At 68.2% G+C, this 19,573-nt stretch carries 26 protein-coding genes; 17 read left to right on the forward strand and 9 right to left on the reverse strand.

Annotated elements, in window-relative coordinates; translation table 11 throughout:
* Positions 1 to 44: 44 nt before the first annotated feature.
* A complete protein-coding gene (locus tag LT974_RS03590) occupies positions 45 to 1,187 on the reverse strand; it encodes an NAD(P)/FAD-dependent oxidoreductase (RefSeq protein ID WP_232589298.1) in 1,143 nt (380 codons plus the stop codon).
* Positions 1,188 to 1,235: 48 nt separating this feature from the next.
* A complete protein-coding gene (gene mvaD, locus LT974_RS03595) occupies positions 1,236 to 2,216 on the reverse strand; it encodes a phosphomevalonate decarboxylase MvaD (protein WP_232589299.1) in 981 nt (326 codons plus the stop codon).
* Between the two features lie 247 nt (positions 2,217 to 2,463).
* Here mvaD and nth point away from each other — a divergent pair, with 247 nt between their 5' ends.
* The 4 genes from nth (at position 2,464) to LT974_RS03615 (ending at position 4,815) form a co-directional block, all read left to right on the forward strand.
* Positions 2,464 to 3,147 carry an endonuclease III gene (gene nth, locus LT974_RS03600; RefSeq protein WP_232589300.1) on the forward strand — a complete coding sequence of 228 codons (684 nt, stop codon included), beginning with the start codon at positions 2,464 to 2,466 and terminating at the stop codon, positions 3,145 to 3,147.
* A 99-nt stretch (positions 3,148 to 3,246) separates the two neighbouring features.
* Positions 3,247 to 3,933 (forward strand): ArsR/SmtB family transcription factor, encoded by a 687-nt coding sequence (locus LT974_RS03605; protein ID WP_232589301.1) that lies wholly within the window; start codon positions 3,247 to 3,249, stop codon positions 3,931 to 3,933.
* Positions 3,934 to 4,165: 232 nt separating this feature from the next.
* Positions 4,166 to 4,468 carry a DUF433 domain-containing protein gene (locus tag LT974_RS03610; protein ID WP_232589302.1) on the forward strand — a complete coding sequence of 101 codons (303 nt, stop codon included), beginning with the start codon at positions 4,166 to 4,168 and terminating at the stop codon, positions 4,466 to 4,468.
* Positions 4,469 to 4,470: 2 nt separating this feature from the next.
* Positions 4,471 to 4,815 (forward strand): DUF5615 family PIN-like protein, encoded by a 345-nt coding sequence (locus tag LT974_RS03615; RefSeq protein ID WP_232589303.1) that lies wholly within the window; start codon positions 4,471 to 4,473, stop codon positions 4,813 to 4,815.
* 282 nt (positions 4,816 to 5,097) lie between these two features.
* Here the strand turns inward: LT974_RS03615 and LT974_RS03620 are convergent, their stop codons facing one another.
* The gene (locus tag LT974_RS03620) at positions 5,098 to 5,583 is read right to left on the reverse strand and encodes a DUF7321 family protein (RefSeq protein ID WP_232589304.1); all 486 of its coding nucleotides are present in this window, start codon (positions 5,581 to 5,583) and stop codon (positions 5,098 to 5,100) included.
* Positions 5,584 to 5,694: 111 nt separating this feature from the next.
* Between LT974_RS03620 and LT974_RS03625 the strand changes: the two genes are divergently transcribed.
* From LT974_RS03625 to LT974_RS03665, 9 genes are all read left to right on the forward strand, one after another.
* Positions 5,695 to 6,132: a hypothetical protein gene (locus LT974_RS03625; RefSeq protein ID WP_232589305.1), complete on the forward strand. Its 438-nt coding sequence runs from the start codon at positions 5,695 to 5,697 to the stop codon at positions 6,130 to 6,132.
* A 40-nt stretch (positions 6,133 to 6,172) separates the two neighbouring features.
* Positions 6,173 to 7,027 carry a DUF7319 domain-containing protein gene (locus LT974_RS03630; protein ID WP_232589306.1) on the forward strand — a complete coding sequence of 285 codons (855 nt, stop codon included), beginning with the start codon at positions 6,173 to 6,175 and terminating at the stop codon, positions 7,025 to 7,027.
* A gap of 85 nt (positions 7,028 to 7,112) precedes the next feature.
* Positions 7,113 to 7,787 (forward strand): plastocyanin/azurin family copper-binding protein, encoded by a 675-nt coding sequence (locus LT974_RS03635; protein ID WP_232589307.1) that lies wholly within the window; start codon positions 7,113 to 7,115, stop codon positions 7,785 to 7,787.
* Positions 7,788 to 8,174: a DUF7318 family protein gene (locus tag LT974_RS03640; RefSeq protein WP_232589308.1), complete on the forward strand. Its 387-nt coding sequence runs from the start codon at positions 7,788 to 7,790 to the stop codon at positions 8,172 to 8,174.
* On the forward strand, positions 8,171 to 9,010 hold the full coding sequence (locus LT974_RS03645) for a QcrA and Rieske domain-containing protein (protein ID WP_408611704.1): 840 nt from the start codon (positions 8,171 to 8,173) through the stop codon (positions 9,008 to 9,010). Before LT974_RS03640 ends, LT974_RS03645 begins: the two co-directional genes overlap by 4 nt.
* The gene (locus LT974_RS03650) at positions 9,011 to 9,823 is read left to right on the forward strand and encodes a cytochrome b (RefSeq protein ID WP_232589310.1); all 813 of its coding nucleotides are present in this window, start codon (positions 9,011 to 9,013) and stop codon (positions 9,821 to 9,823) included.
* A gap of 4 nt (positions 9,824 to 9,827) precedes the next feature.
* Positions 9,828 to 10,592, forward strand: coding sequence for a cytochrome b family protein (locus LT974_RS03655; protein WP_232589312.1), 765 nt, complete (start codon positions 9,828 to 9,830; stop codon positions 10,590 to 10,592).
* A 124-nt stretch (positions 10,593 to 10,716) separates the two neighbouring features.
* Positions 10,717 to 11,010 carry a DUF7315 family membrane protein gene (locus tag LT974_RS03660; protein ID WP_157501088.1) on the forward strand — a complete coding sequence of 98 codons (294 nt, stop codon included), beginning with the start codon at positions 10,717 to 10,719 and terminating at the stop codon, positions 11,008 to 11,010.
* Entirely contained in the window at positions 11,003 to 11,263 is a 261-nt protein-coding gene (locus tag LT974_RS03665; protein ID WP_230891272.1) for a DUF7314 family protein, read from the forward strand. The genes LT974_RS03660 and LT974_RS03665 overlap by 8 nt, the downstream gene beginning before the upstream one ends.
* A gap of 241 nt (positions 11,264 to 11,504) precedes the next feature.
* Here the strand turns inward: LT974_RS03665 and LT974_RS03670 are convergent, their stop codons facing one another.
* From LT974_RS03670 to LT974_RS03685, 4 genes are all read right to left on the reverse strand, one after another.
* Positions 11,505 to 11,945 carry a DUF7313 family protein gene (locus LT974_RS03670; protein ID WP_230889617.1) on the reverse strand — a complete coding sequence of 147 codons (441 nt, stop codon included), beginning with the start codon at positions 11,943 to 11,945 and terminating at the stop codon, positions 11,505 to 11,507.
* Between the two features lie 45 nt (positions 11,946 to 11,990).
* On the reverse strand, positions 11,991 to 12,719 hold the full coding sequence (locus LT974_RS03675) for an NAD(+)/NADH kinase (RefSeq protein WP_232589313.1): 729 nt from the start codon (positions 12,717 to 12,719) through the stop codon (positions 11,991 to 11,993).
* Positions 12,720 to 12,800: 81 nt separating this feature from the next.
* The gene (locus tag LT974_RS03680; protein WP_232589314.1) at positions 12,801 to 14,102 is read right to left on the reverse strand and encodes a M28 family peptidase; all 1,302 of its coding nucleotides are present in this window, start codon (positions 14,100 to 14,102) and stop codon (positions 12,801 to 12,803) included.
* A gap of 83 nt (positions 14,103 to 14,185) precedes the next feature.
* Complete coding sequence (locus LT974_RS03685) at positions 14,186 to 14,443, reverse strand: MTH865 family protein (protein WP_232589315.1); 258 nt, start codon at positions 14,441 to 14,443, stop codon at positions 14,186 to 14,188.
* Between the two features lie 172 nt (positions 14,444 to 14,615).
* Here LT974_RS03685 and LT974_RS03690 point away from each other — a divergent pair, with 172 nt between their 5' ends.
* Positions 14,616 to 15,227 (forward strand): GNAT family N-acetyltransferase, encoded by a 612-nt coding sequence (locus LT974_RS03690; RefSeq protein WP_232589316.1) that lies wholly within the window; start codon positions 14,616 to 14,618, stop codon positions 15,225 to 15,227.
* An 88-nt stretch (positions 15,228 to 15,315) separates the two neighbouring features.
* On the forward strand, positions 15,316 to 15,864 hold the full coding sequence (locus tag LT974_RS03695) for a plastocyanin/azurin family copper-binding protein (RefSeq protein WP_232589318.1): 549 nt from the start codon (positions 15,316 to 15,318) through the stop codon (positions 15,862 to 15,864).
* Positions 15,865 to 15,868: 4 nt separating this feature from the next.
* Here LT974_RS03695 and LT974_RS03700 read toward each other — a convergent pair whose 3' ends face one another.
* Positions 15,869 to 16,948 (reverse strand): Gfo/Idh/MocA family protein, encoded by a 1,080-nt coding sequence (locus tag LT974_RS03700; RefSeq protein WP_232590215.1) that lies wholly within the window; start codon positions 16,946 to 16,948, stop codon positions 15,869 to 15,871.
* A 122-nt stretch (positions 16,949 to 17,070) separates the two neighbouring features.
* Positions 17,071 to 17,562 (reverse strand): type II toxin-antitoxin system RatA family toxin, encoded by a 492-nt coding sequence (locus LT974_RS03705; protein ID WP_232589319.1) that lies wholly within the window; start codon positions 17,560 to 17,562, stop codon positions 17,071 to 17,073.
* Positions 17,563 to 17,650: 88 nt separating this feature from the next.
* On the opposite strand from LT974_RS03705, the gene LT974_RS03710 reads away from it, so the two are divergent.
* Complete coding sequence (locus tag LT974_RS03710; protein WP_232589320.1) at positions 17,651 to 18,370, forward strand: NAD(P)/FAD-dependent oxidoreductase; 720 nt, start codon at positions 17,651 to 17,653, stop codon at positions 18,368 to 18,370.
* A 38-nt stretch (positions 18,371 to 18,408) separates the two neighbouring features.
* Positions 18,409 to 19,560, forward strand: coding sequence for a bifunctional phosphopantothenoylcysteine decarboxylase/phosphopantothenate--cysteine ligase CoaBC (coaBC, locus tag LT974_RS03715; protein WP_232589321.1), 1,152 nt, complete (start codon positions 18,409 to 18,411; stop codon positions 19,558 to 19,560).
* Positions 19,561 to 19,573: the final 13 nt, after the last annotated feature.

A 19,573-nucleotide genomic window follows, 5' to 3' on the forward strand; every position in this document is an offset into this window, starting at 1 on the left:
GGGGCCCGTAAAACTGGATTGGCCGTCAGGTTACACGAGCCGGGTCACTCCCCGGCGAGGTCGAACTCCTCGCGGAGCAGCCCGACCACGTCCCGGATGCTGCCGGCGGACGCGAGGTAGCTCGCACCCACGCCGGACTTCACGGCGTTCGCCGCAGCGCCGCGGAACACGCTCGGGCCGACCTGCGCGACCGCGCCGTCGCCGACGCTCACTAGCCAGCCCGGCGAGTCGAACGTGTACCGTTCGAGTCGAGGCCGGAAGCCGTCGTCGTGTTCGCGCAGGTCTGCGACCACCTCCTCGACGTTCCGCGCCGCGACCTTCGCCTCGCGGACGGCCGCCTGCGCGGACGCCGGTACTGCCGTCCCCTCGGCGTCGACGACCCGCGCGGCGTCTCCGAGCACGAGCGTGTGGTCGTCCACGGCGAAGTCCGCGCGAACGTTCACGCGCTCGCCGCCGAGCGCGTCCGGGCCGCGGATGCCGCCCGTCCACACGAACACGTCGTACGCCACGTCGCCGTCGTCGGTTTCGATTGCCTCGGCCCTCGCGCGCGAGACGGTGATGCCAGTGCGCACCTCGACGTCCTCGCGGTCGAGTTCGTCGCGGACCGCGTCCCGGAACTGCTCGGGGAACGACGGCGCGACCGTCTCGCGTTGTTCGAGCAACACGATCTCGATGTCGGCGTCCTTCTCGCGCGCGAACGCTGCGAGTTCGCCCGCCGTCTGCACGCCGGAGAGGCCAGCGCCACCGACGACGGCCGTGCCGCCGCCCGACTTGACGAGGTTCTCGAACTCGCGGCGGATGCGTGCAGCGTCCGGCAGCCGCTTCAGTGGGCTGGCGTGCGCCTCGACGCCCGGCAGGTCGTAGTACGCGGTCTCCGCGCCGAGACAGACCGCGGCCACGTCGTAGTCGAGGCTGGTTCCGTCCGCGAGTTCGACTTGCCGGGCGTCGCGGTCGACGCGTTCGACAGTCGCGACTTCGACTCGCGCCCGGTCGAAGATGTCGTCGAGCGGGACGACGACGTCGTCGGCGAACTCCGGGTGGCGTATCGCGCGGTGGAGTTCGTGCTGGACGAGGTGGTCGCCGGTGTCGTCGACCACCACGAGGTCGACGTCGGCCGGGAGGCGCTGCTCCAGTCGGTCAGTGAGGACGACGCCCGCGTAACCGCCGCCGAGTACGACGACGCGCATGCGCCTGGCTACGCGAGCCAGGGCCAAAACCGTACCCGCCCGCGCGGGTTAGAACAGCGCGTCGCTCTCGTCAAGCACGTGCGCGGGGCCGCCGACCTTCCAGACGTCGGTTTCGACGCCGCAGTCCGCGATTGTTTCCTCGACCTCGTCGGCGTGCTCGGCGCGCGTGTTGACGTAGACGGTCGCGCCGGTGTCCGTCGAGAAGTAGGCGGGAACGTCCGCCTCGCTGCGGAGTTCGCGGACGGCGTCGAACACCTCGATGGTGTCCGGCTTCCAGTACACCCACCCCGACGGGCCGGTCATCGTCGTCGCGGCCAGCGACAGCGAGTCGTGCTCGGCGGTCTCGAAGACGCGCTCGAAGTTGCCCTCGCGGAGGGCGTCGCGTGCCTCCGCCAGTTGCGCGTGGATGTGCGCGAGGCGCGCCTGGAACATGTGGCTGTCCGCGGCCTCGGCGTGTGCGTGCCCGGTCTCCTTGTAGGACGGGACTTTCGCGATGACGATGCGGAGGTCGTCGACGAACTCGTCGGGGACGTCGAGGCGCTCGCTCCGGCAGTCCTCGTCGTTCAGGCCCGTGTGGAGGTCGGAGAATCCGCCCGTGACCGCGCGCGCGGCGGACGCCGACCCGCGGCGTGCGATGGTCGAAATCTCGGGCAGGGAGAGGTCGAGACCGGCGGCCTCGGTGGCCGCGCGAGCGAGCGCCGCGAACCCGGACGCCGACGACCCGAGGCCGATGTTCGACTGGAAGTTGTTCACGCTCTCGACCTGCACGCGGTGGTCGACGCCAGCGCGCTCGCGCACCTCGTCGACGACCTTCCGGATGCGGTCGGCCCCGGAGCCGTCCACGACCTCGCCGTCGACGACGTAGCTGTCCTCGCTGCGGTCGGGTTCGAACGCCACGGTCGTCGTCGTGTTGCTCGGCGCGGTACAGACGCTGATGGAGTCGTGGTAGGGGAGCCGGAGCTGTTCGTCCCGCATCCCGTGGTACTTCACGATGCCCTGAATCGGGTGGGCTCGCGCGGTCGCTTTCATACCCCGATGGGTGTCTGTCGCGCGCATAAACGTCCCGGAAGCCGGCCGGCCGGTGACGGAATCGGGTGGCACGTAGGGCTGACAGGCGGCACGCGCGTCGGCGGGTCGGCAGAGTGGCGTGCCGCGCTCCCGCGGGCACCCTGCCGCCGTCGTCAGGTCACGCGTGAGCGTGGTCCCGTCCTCGTATTTGAACGTTCGCCGCGCCGGTTCCGTTACAGGGAAGGGCTGGACGGTCGAGTGCCGGAGTATGGGAACACCGCTGGACACGCACGAGGCGCAGGTCGGGGAGGTCGTCGACCGACTCGAAGAGGAGTACCCCGAGCCCGAGATTTCGCTGAACTTCTCGAACCGCCTCGAACTGCTGGTCGCCGTGATTCTCTCCGCGCAGTGCACCGACGAGCGCGTGAACAAGGAGACCGCCCACCTCTTCGAGAAGTACCAGTCCCCGGAGGACTACGCGAACGCCGACGAAGACGAGCTCGCCGAGGACCTCAACTCGATTACGTACTACAACAGCAAGGCAGGCTACCTCAAGAACGCCTGCCAGCAAATCGTCGAGGAACACGACGGCGAGGTGCCGGACACGATGAGCGAGCTCACGGACCTGCCCGGAGTAGGTCGGAAGACCGCGAACGTCGTGCTCCAGCACGGCCACGACATCACCGAGGGCATCGTCGTGGACACGCACGTTCAGCGCATCTCGCGGCGGCTCGGCATCACTGAAGAGGAACGCCCGGAGGCCATCGAGGTGGACCTGATGGACGTCGTCCCGCGCAAGCACTGGCAGAACTTCACGCACTGGCTCATCAGCCACGGCCGGGACACCTGTACCGCGCGCAACCCGGACTGCTCGGACTGCCTGCTCGAAGACGTCTGCCCGTCCTCGAAGCTCCAGCACGACGTCGACCTCGCGGACGGCAGCGAGTGGTAGGCGGCCGGTAAGCGCGTGTTTTCCCCTCCGCGGACAGACTCAAATCGGGGCTTTAGCTTTAGGAGATGCTTTGAGGGGGCGACGTGTAGCCTCGCGTAGATGGCTGGGAATCGCTTGCTCCCGTCGCGGTCGACCGTCGAGCGCGGCGACGGCTCGCGCGTGGTCGGCATCCGCGAGGACGCCGCCGACGAGGTGTTCGAGGCGCTGTCTTCGAGCACCGCCCGCGAGATTCTCGCCGCGCTGTACGAGGAGCCCGACACCGCGTCGAGCGTCGCGGACGACGTCGGGACGTCGCTCCAGAACGCCACGTACCACCTGGAGAAGCTCGTGGCGGCGGACCTCGTGGAGGTCGCGGACACGTGGTACTCCGAGCAGGGCCGCGAGATGAACGTCTACGCGCCCGCGTCGGAGTCGCTGGTCGTGTTCGCCACCGACGAGGCGTCGAAGCCGTCGCTGAAAGAGCGGCTGTTGCGCGTGCTCGGCGCGGTCGGCGTGCTCGGCGTCGCGAGCCTCGTCGTCCAGCGGCTGTTCGGCGGACAGGGCGCGCCGACGGACTACCAGACGACTGGTGGGGACGCGGGCGACACGGCGGCCGCGACGACCGACGGCGGCGGTATCGGCATCATGAACGAGCAGGCCACGGAGACGGCGCAGGCGACGACGACCGCCGCGACCACCGCGTCGCAGTCGGTCGCACAGGGGCTCCCGCCGGGCGTGCTGTTCTTCGCCGGTGGGCTGCTCGTGCTCGCGGTCGTCCTCGGCTACGTCTGGTACCGCGGGCGGTAGGGACCTCAGTGGAGTCCGGGGCGGATGGACGCCGCAGAACTCTTCGACGGAAGCGACGGCGAAACGGTTAGTTCCGGGAATGCAGCGGTATCTAACGGGAGTTTGGTACTCCCCGATGATACACGGATCGGAACGATGGGCTTCAGTAGTGCGAATATATCGCGTGACTAACGCGGTGAGTCCGGAGCCGGAGAAAGTTGAAGTAGTTTGCTCCGGTAGTTAGGAATAGAGTATGTCGACGCAAGTGAGACGGGTTGTTTCCGGCGACGATTCAGACATCCACGACGAACCCCACATCAAGGGGCGACGGGTGACGGTCCAACACATCCATGAGCGGGTAGAGGGTCATGGCCTCGATCCCGAGACCGTTGCCAACCGGCTGAACCTCTCGCTTTCTGAGATCTACCACGCGCTGGCGTACTACCACGACCACCCCGAGGAGATGCGGGCGGTCGAGGAAGAGCGCGAGCGCGTCCGTGAGATGGCCGAGAACGATTCGGGTATCGCCACCGGTCCCGAGGACGCCCCACAGTAGCGATGGGGGTTCGCTTCTTGCTTGACGAGGACACAGAGGCATCACTCGCGGATACGCTCTCACGCGCTGGCCACGACGTGGATCGCGTCGTTAACGTCGATACACTTGGAACTGGCGCGAAAGACCCGGAGGTCTTGCAGTACGCGGCCCGCACGAATCGCATCATCGTCACCCACGACGATGATTACGTGCAAGCTCCACGAGACGACCACGAGGACGTCTTTTACGCGCCTGAACAGCGCCTTTCCTCGCATAAACTATATCGCATCATCCAGTGCGTCCTGGAGTCCTACCCCGACCGCGACGCAATCCAGCCTGTCGTTTTCCTCACCACTGACTGGCTCTAAATGCGGCTGCGGTGGATCGGCCGGGGTGATGACACAGAATACCGTCAGCGGGCATCAAGCCAATCTCGTCGCTATCGACGATGATTCGGCTGCGGATGGGGCGGTTTGACCGCGCCACAAAGACAGCCAAGCCGATGCTGCCATCCAGCAAGAGACGCTTGGAACGTATGCGTCCTGAAACCGTAGGGCCACGCCGGGCCTGAAATCCCGTGGTGGGATTCCCGCGTCTTCAGGCGCGGGAGGGGGTCAATCGTAGTCTCCTGCCATTCTACTCGCCCTCTTTCAGAACCCCGTCTCGTACTTCGTCACGAACCGCGCGACGCCGAGCACCCACGCCACCAGCCAGCAGAGCACGTATCCGACGACGCCTGCGCGCAGGCGGAGCCGCCACGCGCTCATGTTCTCGTGAATCTCGTCTAAGTCGACGTCCTGGTCGGGGTCGTGGTAGAGGTTGTACTCGCGTTTCGCGCGCAGAATCGGGACGATGCCGGTGAGCGCGAACGCCAGCAGCGCGTACGCTTGCACGCCGAAGAACGCGTGCACGACGGCGAATCCGCCGAGCTGGTCGAACAGCGCGGGAATCATCCAGACGACGACGGGGACGGTGTTGAGCGTGAGCCCGAGGAAGATGTACGCGAGGTGGTGTCTGAGCGTCCCCCACGTGACGGTCTCGGCGTCGACGATGATCCACGCGCCGTAGAGGTAGCACGGGAAGCTCGCGGTGACCAGCATCGCGGCCACGCTCGCCACCGTCACGTCTGCGACCATAGCGGGAGGTTCGCGCGACGCGACTAAACGGGTTCGCTTCGTTCCCTCGACGCGGAAACCACGGGAGTGATTGACACAAGACGTTTACCGGTCTCGGCCGCAGGTTCGGCCATGTCCCCGACGCGAATCGCGGCAGTCGCCCTCCTCGTCGCCGTCGCGGGCTGTACGGGGCTCGCACCGACCGGTAGCGAGACGACGGTCTCGACGACTGCGCCGACGGCGACACCGACGGAGACGACCAGTGACACGACCGAACCGCACACGGGCGTCGGCACGTCACACGCCCCCGAACACCTCACAGTTCACGCTACTTCGGGCGTCGAGAACGTCTCCGTGACGCTGGCACCCGACGGCGACGCCGAGACCTACGACGTCCCCGCCGGTAACGAGGTCTCTCTCACGCGGGAGATACACGACCGCGGGCACGACGTGCGCGTGGTCGTCGAGCGCGGCAACGAGCCAGTCTTCGACAAGGCAATCCTCGCCTACGAGTCCGTCGACGTGACCGTCCACGAGAACGACACGAGCGTCGACTACGTCGTCGTGTAGGTCGGAAGCGTTTACCCGCTTCACGCGCAACTCCGAGGTGATGACTGACTCCAACGCCGGCGAGGGCGGCCAGCCTGCGCCGGACGAGGAGCCCGACGCCGAGACGCCGGCGGACCTCCGAGAACAGGTCGACTTCGAGGAGTTCGGCCCGAAGGAGATGGCCGAGCTGTCCGCCGAGGAGTGGGACGCCGCCTTCGACCCCGACACGTGGATTACGGGCGAACAGCTGCTCGACCGCGTGGAGGCCGACCTCCGGCACCGGGTCGCCACCCGCGACGTGTTCGCGGTGGTCGAACGCGACACCATCGACGGCGAACCCGTCGTGCTCGCGTACTCCGACGAGGGGTACGCGGTCGTCTACGCCGACGGCACCGTCGAAGGTAGCGGCACCGTCCTCCGGGACGTGAAACCGACGGTCGCGCTCTGCTCGATGGACGACTACGATGTCCCCGACGCACCCGAGAACGCCGGCCTCCCGGACCCGCAGGAGGTCCCCGAGGGGAGCGGCGGCCTCGGGACGACGCTGCTCCAGTACATCGGCCTCGCGCAGGTCGTCGTCGGCGTCCTCCTCGTGCTCTCGCCGCTCCTCTACGACCCGCTCGTGCGCGGGTGTCCGCCGGTCACCGGGTCGGCAGCACGCGCTTGCACAGTCGCCGGGACCACTCTGGAGCTCCACCCGCTCGGGAACTCCGCCATCATCGCCGTCATCGCGGGCGTCGGCTTCGTGTTGTTCGGCGCGCTGATGCTGGTCGTCGTCGCCAACGCCCGGCTGTCGGACCGCTTCCGCTCCGAGGAGTTCCGCAACCGGCTGCGTTCGGCGGGGCTCGGCGACGGCCAGCGGCCGTCGTTCGTCCCGGAAACGGACAGCCAGCGAGACCACTCCGACGCCCCCTGAACGCCGGTAGAACCGGCGTACGGCGCGTCTCGTCCCGCGCGGCCATCGGTGGGTTTATGCGGGAGCCATCCTGACTCACGACTGTATGAAGAGGCGGGACTTTCTGAAGATTGCGACCGGTTCGGCCGGCGGCGCTGCAGCCATCGGCGCAGCCGGCGCACGGTCGTCCTCCACGTCCGCCGCCGTCCAGGAGGGCGAAGGAAACAACACGACCTCCGGCAACGGCACGACCGGGAACGCCACGACGGACGGTAGCGGTTCCGGCGAGGGCGAAGAACTCCCGGGCGCGGGGACGACGAAGACGGTCGAGGTCGGCCCGAACGGCCAGAACGTCTTCGACCCCGAGACCGTCTACGTCCAGCGCGGCGCGACGGTCGAGTGGGTGTGGCGGTCGCCAGGCCACAACGTCCACGCGACCGACGTGCCGGAAGACGCCGACTGGGACGTCCAGACCGAAATCACCGGCCCCGAGTTCACGTACTCGTACACGTTCGACGGGCCGCTGGGCGAGTACCACTACGTCTGTGACCCCCACGAGGCGCTCGGGATGGTCGGCAACGTGGTCGTCAACGAGAGCGGACAGGCACCCGGCGGCGAAGGCGGTGAAGCCGAGCTCCACCCCGAAGAGATGGGCGTGCCGTTCCAGGCACACTTCGTGGGCATCGCGACCATCCTGATGATGATCGTGTCGCTCGTCTACGCCTTCTTCGTCCTCAAGTACGGCGAATCACAGAACGCGAGCGCACCCAACAAAGAATAAATGTCCTCGAAAGGCTCCAACTACGGCGACATCCACCGGTACGAGCCCGCCCGCGAGAGCACGGCAGCGACCATCGCTATCGTGTTGCTGACGTTCGTCGAGATCGCGTTCGTGGCCGTGTTCGCGTACGGCCTCATCACGGGCTGGGGCGTCGACCCGGTCGGGAACATGTACCTCGGGTTCCTCCTCGCGGCCATCTTCATCGACCTCTCGTTCGTCCTGCTCCTCTACCGCAAGGAGTTCCTGCCGGACGTGATGATCGTGAAGAAGCGCCGGCGCAAGTGGGAAGACCTCTACGTCCGCGAGGACCAGGTCGACGGCGAATCCGCGTTCGATGACGTCGGCGAACAGTTCAAGAAGGCAATCTACCCCTACTACGAGAAATAACTATGTCTGACAAGTACCCAGAGAGTTCGGGGCGTCGCCGCTTCGTGAAGGGCGTTGTCGGGAGCGCTGGCGTGGCCGGCATCGGTACGGCCGGCGTGGCCAGCCTCGACACCGTCACCAACCAGACGGGGACCGGCGGCGGCCAGACGACGTACTTCGGCGTCCAGAACACCGGCGGGCCGGCCCCGCGTGCGATGCCGATGGTTCCCATCGAAATCGACGACGAGGGGTACCTCCGCGGCGTCTACCCCGAGATTCAGGAAGTCGAACAGCAGGGCGAGACCGTTCAGGTCGCCCGCCAGGACCTCGGCGGCATCACGTACGAAGTCGACTGGTTCCAGTACTGCGGCATTCAGGACTACCAGGGGCTCCAGCCGAGCTACGAGGGCGACAACTACTTCCGGTACTCGGGCGGGTCGAGTGCCTACGAGTGGCAGCCCGGCTCGGGACAGGTCCACGTCGACGACTTCGAAGACTACGAGACGTGGGACAACCAGTACGGCGAAGCCGGCATCGGGAAGCCCGCGTCGGTGACGTGGCGCTCCCAGGAGACGGACAACTCGATTCCGGTGCAGGTCATCAGGAGCACGCTCCTCGAAGACGCCGTCGAGCAAGCAAGCGGCCAAGTCGGCGAGTGGCTCGACGCCGCTACCCAGGACGGCTTCATGGCGTTCCTCAACAAGTGCACGCACTACTGCTGTGTGCCCGGCTACCGGTCCTCGAACTACGAGGGTGCCGGGGACAAGATCTACTGTGCGTGCCACCAGTCCATCTACGACCCGTACAGCATCGTCAAGCGCAGTTTCACGGCGTACCCGCGCCCGGAGGACGGATAGATGAGCGTCGAACGCAAGGACGACCACGACCACGACGCCTGGCTCGAAGAGAAAGACCTCACGCCCATCGAACACACGTTCCTCGCGACGCTCGTCTGGCTCGACAAGCGGCTGCGGCTGGTCGACTACCTCGAACTGCTGGAGACGCTGTACTACCGCGTCAACCTCCAGATGCCGAAGAGCCACACCGAGCAGTACAACCTCGACAACAAGTTCTGGTACTGGTACCCCTTGTACTCGCTGGGGTTCTTCTCCACGCTGGCGTACGTCGTCGCGGCGATATCCGGCGCGTTGCTCGGGTTCTACTACTCGCCGTCCGCGGCCGCCGGCTCCGTCGACATCGAGGGCGCGACCGTCGCGTACAGCACGGTCGCCGCCATCATGACGGACCTGAACTTCGGGTTCTTCCTGCGGTCGCTGCACCGGTGGGCCGCGCAGGTGATGACCGCCGCGGTGTTCCTCCACATGCTGCGCGTCTACTTCACGGGCGCGTACAAGGAACCCCGCGAGGTCAACTGGATCATCGGCATCGTCCTGCTCAGCCTCACGATGGTCTTCGGGTACACGGGCTACCTGCTCCCGTGGGACCAGCTCGCGTTCTGGGCGGGACAGATCGGGGTCGAGATGAGCCTCTCGATTCCGCTCATCGGCGAATGGGTCGCACAGCTCGTGTTCGGCGGCTTCTCGCCGGGGCAGCCGACACTTCAGCGAATGTACATCCTCCACGTGTTCCTGCTCCCGTTCGTGGTGACGGCGGTCATCGCCATCCACCTCGGACTCGTCTGGATGCAGGGCATCGCGGAACCCCACTAAAACCATGGCAGACGACGAACACACCGACGACGCGGCTCGCACCGACGGCACGGGCATCGTTCCGCCGGACGACGAGACGCCGACGTGGCGCGAACGCAAGGAGCGCACGACCGGCCTCTCCCGGCTGACGTACGAGTACTTCGAGCGCTCCCGCCGCGAGGACCAGGACCTCCGCGAGGAGTCCGACTACGTCGAACGCGACGTGCTCGCGTTCCCGGTCTGGCCCCACGAACTCATCCGGAACCTCGCGCTCACGAGCTTCTTCGTCGGGATGATTTTCTTCCTGGCGTCGACGCTCCCGCCGCACCTCGGCGCGCCCGCGAACCCGAGCCAGACGCCGAGCATCATCCTGCCGGACTGGTACCTCTACTGGTCGTTCGGCCTGCTCAAGCTCGGTCCGCTGAACCCCGACCTCGCCATCCTCGGCGGGGAGAAGCTGATGGCCGACCGGACGTACGGCGTGCTCGCCAACCTCGTCGTCGTCGGGTTCATCGCCATCGTCCCGTTCCTCAACAAGGGGAGCGCGCGCCGGCCCGTCGAGCAGCCGTTCTGGGCGTCCGTCGGCGTGATGGGCGTCGTGTTCGCGGTGACCATCAGCGCGCTGTCGATGAAGAACCTGATTCCCATCGACTCGCACCTCCTGTTCGACCTGACGTTCCTCGTGCCGCCGATTGCGGGTGCCATCTCGTACGCCCTGCTGAAGACGATGCGCGAGGGGTACATGTACGATCTCAATCGCCGCTACTACAAGCTCCGGCCGCCGAAGTAACCGGCTTCGACCCGCGCCGACGTTCCTCACTTCTCCCGCCTCACACTCTCCTTCCCTCGTTCTCAGTGCGCCTGTTTCCCGTCGACCGCGACAGTGAAGTATCGGCCGCCCGTTCGTCCAGCTAATGGGTGACGACGAACGCGGCCGCGACGTGGTCGTGCCCGACCGGCTCTACAAGTCCGTGACAGTCTTCTCCACGCTGTTCGCCGTCGTGTCGGTCGTGCTCGGGTTCGTCGCGCTGGACACCGCGACGAACGCGGGACGGGCGGCACCCGAGGACGTGAACGTCGCGTTCGCGGCGCTCGGCGTCGGTCTCATCGCGGCGGGCGGCCTCGTGTACGCGTTCTCCTCGCGGTTCCGCGCCAGCGGAATGGCAAAGGATAAAGACAGCGGCGACGAACCTTCGGATAATGGCTGACGAGTTCGCGAAAGGGCTCGGCCTGTTGACGGGTGCGGGCCTCATCTGGATGGTGCTGGCTGGCTGGTACAAGACCCCGAGCTTCGCGGGTCCCCAGCTCACTGGCGCGCCGCCGAGCGACCTCTCGATGCTCGGCGAAGCCGCGCTGATACTACTGGAGTCGATGTTCTGGCTGGCCATCTTCGGCGCGCTCGTCTTCTGGGTGGGCGTGCCGCTCGGCCGCGAGCTGTACGCGAAGGTCAGCAGCGAGTAACCGCGCTCCTCCTCGCCGTCGTTTCTCCCGCCGCGTAGCGTCGCCGCCGCTCGTCGTCGCTCGTGTCGCTGCTGGCATCCACTACCACCTCGTGGTCGCTACCGAGATGTTCCCGGACCGCAGCGGAGCGTGCTCGTCGCTGGCGAGCGTCGACGGGTCGCGTCGCTGGAGAGAACTGGTGGGGCGACAGTGACACTGGACAGTTCGTTCGAAGCAGCGGAAAGTTCGAGCCGGGGCCGCCTCAGACGACCTGCATCCAGTACGGCTTGACGAGGAAGAAGACGCTGATGTAGGCCGCGTACATGAGCGTAATCGTCGCCGCGACGATGGCTCCTTTCGGGGCTTCCAGTTCGAGGCCTTCGCGGGCTTCGACTTTGCGGGCCTCGAATTCGAAGAAGTCGGCGAGGAGCGTGCCGACGGCGAGCGCGGACAACACGATTCCGCTGTGGTGGTGCAGCGTGAGGTAGTAGAAGCTCAACAGCACGACGCCCCACGTCGTGAAGGCGTGGAACGGGTGCCACGAGAGCGCGTCCGCGCCGTCCTCGGCCTGCCGCTCGTGGGCGGCGTGCGCGACGCGCCGGCTGACGAAGTTCAACACGACCATGAGCAACACGGCGTACTCGGCGTAGGGCGCGAGCACCGTGTCGAGTGGCCCGAAGAGCGTGACCGATGGAACTGCCATGCGCGAACGTCGGTCTGTCGCGGTATTATGTCTTTTCCAATACGCTCACTCGAAGCCGACGCCCCGCGACGCCGCGACGACCGCCACGGGGAACGGCTCCCCCCAGTCGAATTCGACGGGCGCGTGCGGGGCCGCGAACCCGTAATCGCGGCCGTCGACGAACAACGCGACGTCGGCTTCCTCCCGGACGACCGTGACGGAGGCGGGCGCGTCGAGCACCCACTCGACGCGTTCGACGCGGAACGGCGCGACGGGGACGACGGCGAGCGCGTCGGCGTCCGCGGACAGCAGTGGCCCGCTCGCGTCCGCTGCGTAACCGTGACTGCCGGCGGGCGTCGCGACGACGACGCCGTCCGCCCGCACTTCGTCGACGTCGCGGCCCTGCGTGGTGACCGCGTACTCGGAGATGCGCGCGGGCTCGTCGGTCACGAGCATCACGTCCGAGAGCGCGCGAACCGCCGTCTCGACGGCGCTAACCGCCATCGTCGGGCGGTCGTCGACCTCGTAGTCGCCGCTGGCGAGTGCGGCGAGCGCGTCCGGCAGGTCGTCGCGAGTGACGCCGCCGTACTCGCTGCCCGCGCTTACTGGGAGAACGGGCGCGCCGGACGCCGCGGCGAGTGCGTCGAGGAGCGCGTCCTCGCCGAGCGCCGCGATCACACCGGCGTCCGCGTCGCTGTCGAGCACCTCGTCGCCCACGACGGCTTCCCCGCCGGCGTCCCGCACGACGTCGGCGGCAGCCGTCGCTCCGTCGCCGAGAATGCCGACGCGCGTCACCGCGACACCCCACGCAGCATCGTCTCGCTCATCGTCGGAACGCGGGGCCGGCAGTCGCAAAAAGGCTACGGGCTTCCGGTGTTAGTACGGCCAGTCGCCGGTGATTTTCATCCCCTCCGCGAGGTCCTCGGCTTCGAGCGCGGCGGCGACGTCGGCCTCGCTGGCGTGCGCGACGGCGAACCCCTCGCTGGCGAGTTCGACCGCGAGCGCCGTGAGCAGGATGGCTTGCTCGCGGAACGTCCGCACTTCCAGTTTGTCGAGCGTGTCGGCGTGCGTGTGCCCCCAGCCGCGACCATCGCCGTCGGTCTGACTGGTGACGTGGTAGCCGGGGACGCCGTACTTCACGTACTCCCAGTGGTCGGAGTGTGGCCCCATCTCGGGCGTCAGCGAAATCGGGTGGTCGAAGCGGTCGGCGACCTCGCGGGCGGCGTCGCCGAGCGCGTCGAAGTGGTGCGTGTAGCACTCCAGCGTGCGGCCGGCGACGACGCCGTCGAGGTTCAACACGGCGCGGACGTGCTCGCGGTCCCGGTTCGCGGCGTCGTAGGCCGAGCCGACGAGCCCGACTTCTTCCGCGCCGAAGCAGACGAAGCGGACCTTCGTGTCGAGGTCGTCCTCGCGGTCGGCGAGCACGTGCGCGAGTTCGACGACCATCGCGGTTCCGGCCCCGTTGTCCATCGCGCCCTCGGCGATGTCGTGGGCGTCGACGTGGCTCGTCACGAGCAGTTCCTCGTCGGTGTCCGGGCCGAGCGTCGCGTGGACGTTCTGACTCGTCGCGTCGCCGACCTCGGCGCTCACGGAGACACCCACACGCTCGCCGTCGTGCTTCCGGGCGAGGCGCGCGCCGACCTCCTTGGAGACGCCGACCGCGGGAATCTCGCCGAGCGGCTGCTCCTCGGTGCCGACGCTCCCGGTCGGCGGCAGGCAGCCCTCCACGTGGTTCTTGTAGACAAACGCGGCGGCGCCCGCTTCGACGGCGTGGTAGTACTTCTCCCGGCGGTGGAGGTAGCGGTCGTACCAGCCGGGCACGTCGGAGGCCACCATCACGACCTTCCCGTCGAGGTCCGTCTCCTCGAAGTCGTTCGGGAGGCCGTAGCCGAGGTCGACGAACTCGCCCGCAACGTCGCCGTTCGGACTGCGCGGGAGCGCGATGCACTCCTCGTCGCCGTCGGGCGTCTCGACGGCGCTGTCGCCGCGCGTCCAGCCCTGAATCTCGAACTCGTCGAGGGAGGCATCCCCGCAGGCGGCCGCGAGCGCGTCCCGCGTCGCCTCGGCGGCTTCGCGCTCGCCCGGCGACCCCGCCATCCGGTCGCGCACGTCGACGAGCGTTTCGAGGTGCGTCCAGCCGGTCTCGCTGGTGAACACGTCGCCAATCCAGTCGTGCATGGCCGTACCGACGCCCACTACGCCGTAAGTCGTTTCGGAAGAAGAAACCCGGTAGAGCGCGCCGCCGCGCTACGGTCTCGCGTTCAGATGTCGTCCTCTTCTTTGAGCCCCTCGATGACGTCGTCGACGAGGGATTCGGCGTCGTCGTAGGGGAACTCGGCGCGGCTGGAGAGCTTCGTCGCCAGTTCCATCGCGGTGAAGGACTTGCCGCCGGCCTCGAACTTCGTCGAGGGGCCGTTCGGGAGCGCGGGCACGAGGCCCATCTGGTTCTTTACGGGGTAATCGGCACCCGAGAACGCGTCTAAGAGTTCCTTGCGGAGTTCGGTTTCGACATCTGCCATGTTCGCACGTGGACAGCGACCCGGCAAAAGGGTTCTGGAACCCTCGACTCGGCACGCGGAGTTTCTGCGCGCGTCGCGCTCGCTGCGGGTGCCGTGTCGCTTCCCACCCCGTTATCAACACCCCCACAGTTTCGGCTCCGGTTTGAAGGTAGTACCGACCCGACAAACGGGTATGCCCGTGGACGGCAGTGACCAGCGGCCCGCGTGCGACGCGTGGGACAACTCGCGCTGCGAGGGGACGGCGTACTGCCAGCCGCGGTGCCCGCGCGCGTTCGACGACGACGGCCAGCCCTACGTCGTGCGGCCGTTCACCGCCGACGACCGCACGCCACTCGTCGAGATGTACGACGCGATGAGTTTGGAGATGACGACGCTCGGCCTCCCGCCGCGTACCCGCGAGCGCATCGAACGGTGGCTGGACGGCCTCGCGGACGAGGGACTGAACCTGCTCGCGGTGGGCGACGACGGCGTTCGGGGGCACATCGCCGCGGCCCCCGCCGACGCCAGCGACCCCGAACTCGTGGTGTTCGTCCACCCCGACCACCGGGGCTGCGGCGTCGGCACGGAACTCCTCAAGCAGCTGGTCGCGTACGCCGACGCGGACGGCTGCGAGTCGCTCGTGTTGACCGTCGACGAGGACAACGAGCGCGCCGTCCACGTCTACGACAACCTCGGCTTCGACGTCACCGAGCGGCTCCGCGCGGAGGTGACGATGCAGTTGGACCTCGACGACCCGCTCGCGGCCCGAGTCAAACGACCGCCCGCGGACCGACGCGAGCACTGACGGTCGCGGCTCCGTCGGCGATTCGTCGGCCGGCCGGCAGGAGCCACAAACCAAAGTATTCAGTACCCGGTGTCACATAGCCCCGGACATGAACTCCGATGCAGACGAGCGGGTGACACGCCGCAGGTTCCTCCGGGCGGGTGCCGGTGCCGCCGCTGCGGGGGTCGCCGCAACCGGGACCGCCGCCGCACAGGAGGGCGAGGGCGGCCCGACGGTCGTCACGGTCGCACCGGGCGGGAGCCTCGCGTTCGACCCCGAAACCGCGTACGTCCAGCCGGGCGGCACCGTCCGCTGGGAGTGGGCGAGCGGCGGCCACAACGTCGTCCCGACGTCGATTCCCGAGGAAGCTTCCTGGGAGGGCCACGAACCGCTCGAAGACTCCGGATTCACCTACGAGCACACGTTCGAGGTCGAGGGCACCTACGAGTACGTCTGCACGCCCCACGCCGGTGCGGGGATGAAGGGCACCATCGAAGTCACGGAGAACCCGCCCGAACAGACCGGCTACCAGTCCATCCTCCCGGACAGCGCGAAGACCCTGGGCGTCGCCGCGACCGGGTCGATGGTCTCCGTGCTCGGCCTGACCTACCTCTTCATGCGGTACGGCGGCGACTACGAGGGCGACTTCGAGGCGTAACTTCTCAGACCGTCACCCACTCACGGCGGTCGTCACTGCGCCCGACGGCGTCCAGTAGCCGCTGCACAGCTAAGCCGTCCGCGAAGTCCGGCGCGAACTCGCCGTCGCCGGCGGCCGCGCCGAGGAACTCGCTGTTCTCGTGGACGAACGTGTGCTCCCACCCGAGCACGTGGCCGGGTGGCCACCAGTGCTCGCCGTAGGGGTCGTCCTCGTCGGTGACGAGTACCGTCTCGAAGCCGCGGCCGTCCCCGCGGCGGACCTCCAGTTCGTTGAGCCGTTCGAGGTCGAAGCGGACCGCGCCCTCGGAGCCGTCGATTTCGAACGTGTGGCCGTTCTTCCGGCCGGTCGCACACCGCGTCGCTTCGATGGACCCCATCGCGCCGTTCTCGAACTCCGCGTGCGCGGCGAACGCGTCGTCGACGGTGACGGGTCGCGCCTCGCTCTCGCCCTCGGGGACGCGCTCCTCGACGAACGTCTCGCGGTGCCCGCTGACGGCGTCGACGTCGCCGACCAGGTAGCGCGCGAGGTCGAAGCTGTGCGCGCCGAGGTCGCCGAGCGCGCCCGACCCCGCGGCGTCGGCATCCATCCGCCACGACCACGGCGCGTCGGCGTCGACCAGCCAGTCCTGAAGGTAACGGAAGCGCGCGTGGCGAATCTCGCCGAGCGCGCCGTCCTCGACGAGTCGTTTGGCGTACTGGACGGCGGGCACGAACCGATAGTTGAACCCGATGCCCGCGGTCGCGTCGCTCGCCGTGGCTGCCGCCGCCATCCGCTCGGCGTCCGCGACGGTCGGCGCGAGCGGCTTCTCGCAGAGCACGTGGACGTCGTTCTCCAGCGCCGCGATGGAGGGGTCGACGTGGACGTCGTTCGGGCCGAGGTTGTAGAAGACGTCGATGTCGTCGATTGCGTCCCGCCAGTCAGTCTCCACGCGGTCGAAGCCGAGGCGGTCGGCGGCCTCGCGGGCGGCGCTCTCGTCGCGCCCGACGAGCACGTCCAGCGAAACGTCGGGCGCGTCCGGGAAGAACTGCGGCAGCGTGCGGAGCGCGTTCGTGTGCGCGTCGCCCATGAACCCGTAGCCGAGCATGCCGACCGAGAGCGGTTCGTCGGTCACTGTGCTCCCCTCCGTGGGTCGCCGAACCCGGCGCTCGTGTCGCGTACTGTCACGTCCGCAGCGTTCACTCGATACCGGATAAGCGTTGTCGTGGGTCAGTACGCCTCGACGGCGAGTTCGACCGGCCGGCGCTCGCCTTCGAGGTCCGCGACGACGCGCTCGACGACGCGCTCGCCCTCCTCGACGACCTTGTTCACGACCTTGTCGACCACCCAGTCGAGGGACACCAGCCGCGGCAGGTCGAGCGCGCCGCGGGCGCTGTCCGTGTCGTACGTGACGACGAACGTCACCCGCGCCCCGTCCGCGGTCTCGGCGACCTCCCAGCGGCCGTGCGCGTCGATGCCGTCCACGAGCTTCCAGTCGATTTGTTCGGGTTCGGCCGTGCCGGTGACCCGCGAGCGCACCGCGTGCGTGAGTTTCCACCACGCGAACGTCAGCTCGTACTCGGTGCCCGCGCCGCCGCTCCCGTGCTGGGTGACCGACTGCAAGTGCTCGGAGTAGTCGGCGTACCGCGGGAAGTCGGCGACGAACGCGTACGCTTCCTCGACGGGGACGCGGACGTCCGTGCTCACCTCGACCGTGTTCACACGCTCCCTACGCCGTGCGGCGTCAAAGGTCTACTGCGGGTCTGCCTCGACCGCGGTGCTTGTATCCGTCCGGTGCCAACCCACGGCCATGACAGCACACGTCGCCGTGGTCGGTGGCGGGCCTGCGGGCCTGACCGCCGCCATCTACACCGCACGCGCCGGCCTCGACACGACCGTCTACGACGCCGGCGAGCCGATTCTCGCGCGCAACGCCCACCTCGAAAACGTCCCCGGGTTCCCCGCGGGCGTGAACGCGCGAACCTTCCTCGACGCCACCCGCCAGCAGGCCGAGAACGCGGGCGTGGAGTTCGTCGAGGCGCGCGTCGAGCACGTCACCGGCACCGACGACGACTTCCACGTCGAGACGGACGACGCCGGCACGGACGCCACGGACTTCGTGGTCGCGGCGTCGTGGCCCGACAGCTCCTACCTCGACGACTTCGAGCTGTCCCGCATCGACCGCGGGTCGAAGACGATGCTCGACGTCGACCAGTTCGGCCGCACCGACCTCGACGGCGTCTACGCCGCGGGCCGTGTCGCGCGCCAGTACCACCAGACCGTCGTCGCGGCCGGCCACGGCGCGACCGTCGGCCTCACCGTCATCGACGACAGCGACGTCCCCCACTACCACGACTGGGTCGCGCCCGAGGGCTACTTCACGGGCCGCGACCGCGACGTGCCGCCGGGCTGCGAGGAAATCGACGAGGCCGAACGCCGCGAGCGCGAGCAGGCGAGCCTGGACGCCCTCGCCGCGCTCTCCCCCACGGACCCGCCGACGATGCACCCGAGCGTCGAGGACGACGACTGACCAGCCTATTTATAGCCGGGAGCGCGAACCCCCTGTGAATGCTCTCCGGAGTGAACATCGCCCTCGGGGTCACGGGCAGCATCGCGGCGGTGAAGGTCGTGGAACTCGCCCACGAACTCCGCCGCCGCGGCGCGAGCGTGCGGGCCGTGATGACCGGGAGCGCACAGGGAATCATCCACCCGTGGGCCGTCGAGTTCGCCACGGACGAACCCGTCGTCACCGAGATTACGGGGAGCGTCGAGCACGTCGACCTCTGCGGGCGCGACGGCTGGGCGGACGTCTTCCTGATTGCGCCCGCGACCGCGAACACGGTCGGGAAAATCGCGGGCGCAATCGACGACACGCCCGTGACGACGTGTGCGACGACCGCGCTCGGAGCTGACGTCCCCGTCGTAATCGCGCCCGCGATGCACGAGCCGATGTACGACCACCCGGGCGTGCTGGACGCCATCGACCGCGTGGAGTCGTGGGGCGTCGACTTCGTGGACCCGCGCGTCGAGGAAGGCAAAGCCAAAATCGCGACCGAGGAAGCCATCGCCGTCGAGACGGCGCGTGCCGCCAGCGAGAACCCCCTAGCGGGTGAGCACGTCGTCGTCACCAGCGGCGCGACCAGCGAGCCAATCGACCCCGTGCGCGTGCTCACGAATCGCGCGTCTGGGCGGACGGGCCGCGCGGTCGCCGCGGGCTGTTACGTCGCCGGGGCCGACGTCACGCTCGTCCACCAGGGCGATGACGTCCCCTACGCCGACACGGTGCAGGTCGAGACCGCCGCGGAGATGCTGGCGGCGACCCGCGAGGCGTGCGCGGACGCCGACGCGCTCGTCTCCGCGGCCGCAGTCAGCGACTACACCGTCGACGCCAGCGAGGAGAAGATTCGCTCCGGCCAGGACCTCACGCTCGACCTCGAACCGACGCCGAAGCTCATCGACGAGGTCCGCGAGGCCTACCCCGATCTCACCATCGTCGGGTTCAAGGCCGAGACGTCCGGCGACGACGACGCGATGGTCGCCGCCGCGCGGAAGACGCTCGAACGCGCGGACCTTTCGTTCGTCGTCGCCAACGACGCCGGCGTGATGGGCGACGAGGACACTCGCGTGCTGTTCGTGACCCGCGAGGACGTCACCGAGTTCGTCGGCAGCAAGACCGCGCTCGGCCGCCGTGTCGCGGACGAACTCGCCGCGCGGGACTGACGGTTACCGGCCG

Origin of the sequence: Halobacterium noricense (genome assembly GCF_021233435.1) — an archaeon.
In the GTDB taxonomy this organism is placed as follows: Archaea; Halobacteriota; Halobacteria; order Halobacteriales; family Halobacteriaceae; genus Halobacterium; species Halobacterium noricense.

What these genes read in the sequence shown, in the direction of transcription:
- LT974_RS03655 (WP_232589312.1), top strand. Translation starts at nt 9,828, where the DNA reads ATGGCAGACGACGAACACACCGACGACGCGGCTCGCACCGACGGCACG.
- LT974_RS03670 (WP_230889617.1), bottom strand. Translation starts at nt 11,945, where the DNA reads ATGGCAGTTCCATCGGTCACGCTCTTCGGGCCACTCGACACGGTGCTC.
- LT974_RS03615 (WP_232589303.1), top strand. Translation starts at nt 4,471, where the DNA reads ATGGGGGTTCGCTTCTTGCTTGACGAGGACACAGAGGCATCACTCGCG.
- LT974_RS03620 (WP_232589304.1), bottom strand. Translation starts at nt 5,583, where the DNA reads ATGGTCGCAGACGTGACGGTGGCGAGCGTGGCCGCGATGCTGGTCACC.
- LT974_RS03660 (WP_157501088.1), top strand. Translation starts at nt 10,717, where the DNA reads ATGGGTGACGACGAACGCGGCCGCGACGTGGTCGTGCCCGACCGGCTC.
- LT974_RS03635 (WP_232589307.1), top strand. Translation starts at nt 7,113, where the DNA reads ATGAAGAGGCGGGACTTTCTGAAGATTGCGACCGGTTCGGCCGGCGGC.
- LT974_RS03695 (WP_232589318.1), top strand. Translation starts at nt 15,316, where the DNA reads ATGAACTCCGATGCAGACGAGCGGGTGACACGCCGCAGGTTCCTCCGG.
- LT974_RS03710 (WP_232589320.1), top strand. Translation starts at nt 17,651, where the DNA reads ATGACAGCACACGTCGCCGTGGTCGGTGGCGGGCCTGCGGGCCTGACC.
- LT974_RS03590 (WP_232589298.1), bottom strand. Translation starts at nt 1,187, where the DNA reads ATGCGCGTCGTCGTACTCGGCGGCGGTTACGCGGGCGTCGTCCTCACT.
- LT974_RS03685 (WP_232589315.1), bottom strand. Translation starts at nt 14,443, where the DNA reads ATGGCAGATGTCGAAACCGAACTCCGCAAGGAACTCTTAGACGCGTTC.
- LT974_RS03665 (WP_230891272.1), top strand. Translation starts at nt 11,003, where the DNA reads ATGGCTGACGAGTTCGCGAAAGGGCTCGGCCTGTTGACGGGTGCGGGC.
- LT974_RS03690 (WP_232589316.1), top strand. Translation starts at nt 14,616, where the DNA reads ATGCCCGTGGACGGCAGTGACCAGCGGCCCGCGTGCGACGCGTGGGAC.
- nth (WP_232589300.1), top strand. Translation starts at nt 2,464, where the DNA reads ATGGGAACACCGCTGGACACGCACGAGGCGCAGGTCGGGGAGGTCGTC.
- coaBC (WP_232589321.1), top strand. Translation starts at nt 18,409, where the DNA reads ATGCTCTCCGGAGTGAACATCGCCCTCGGGGTCACGGGCAGCATCGCG.
- LT974_RS03640 (WP_232589308.1), top strand. Translation starts at nt 7,788, where the DNA reads ATGTCCTCGAAAGGCTCCAACTACGGCGACATCCACCGGTACGAGCCC.
- LT974_RS03610 (WP_232589302.1), top strand. Translation starts at nt 4,166, where the DNA reads ATGTCGACGCAAGTGAGACGGGTTGTTTCCGGCGACGATTCAGACATC.
- LT974_RS03700 (WP_232590215.1), bottom strand. Translation starts at nt 16,948, where the DNA reads ATGCTCGGCTACGGGTTCATGGGCGACGCGCACACGAACGCGCTCCGC.
- LT974_RS03680 (WP_232589314.1), bottom strand. Translation starts at nt 14,102, where the DNA reads ATGCACGACTGGATTGGCGACGTGTTCACCAGCGAGACCGGCTGGACG.
- LT974_RS03650 (WP_232589310.1), top strand. Translation starts at nt 9,011, where the DNA reads ATGAGCGTCGAACGCAAGGACGACCACGACCACGACGCCTGGCTCGAA.
- LT974_RS03605 (WP_232589301.1), top strand. Translation starts at nt 3,247, where the DNA reads ATGGCTGGGAATCGCTTGCTCCCGTCGCGGTCGACCGTCGAGCGCGGC.
- LT974_RS03625 (WP_232589305.1), top strand. Translation starts at nt 5,695, where the DNA reads ATGTCCCCGACGCGAATCGCGGCAGTCGCCCTCCTCGTCGCCGTCGCG.
- mvaD (WP_232589299.1), bottom strand. Translation starts at nt 2,216, where the DNA reads ATGAAAGCGACCGCGCGAGCCCACCCGATTCAGGGCATCGTGAAGTAC.
- LT974_RS03630 (WP_232589306.1), top strand. Translation starts at nt 6,173, where the DNA reads ATGACTGACTCCAACGCCGGCGAGGGCGGCCAGCCTGCGCCGGACGAG.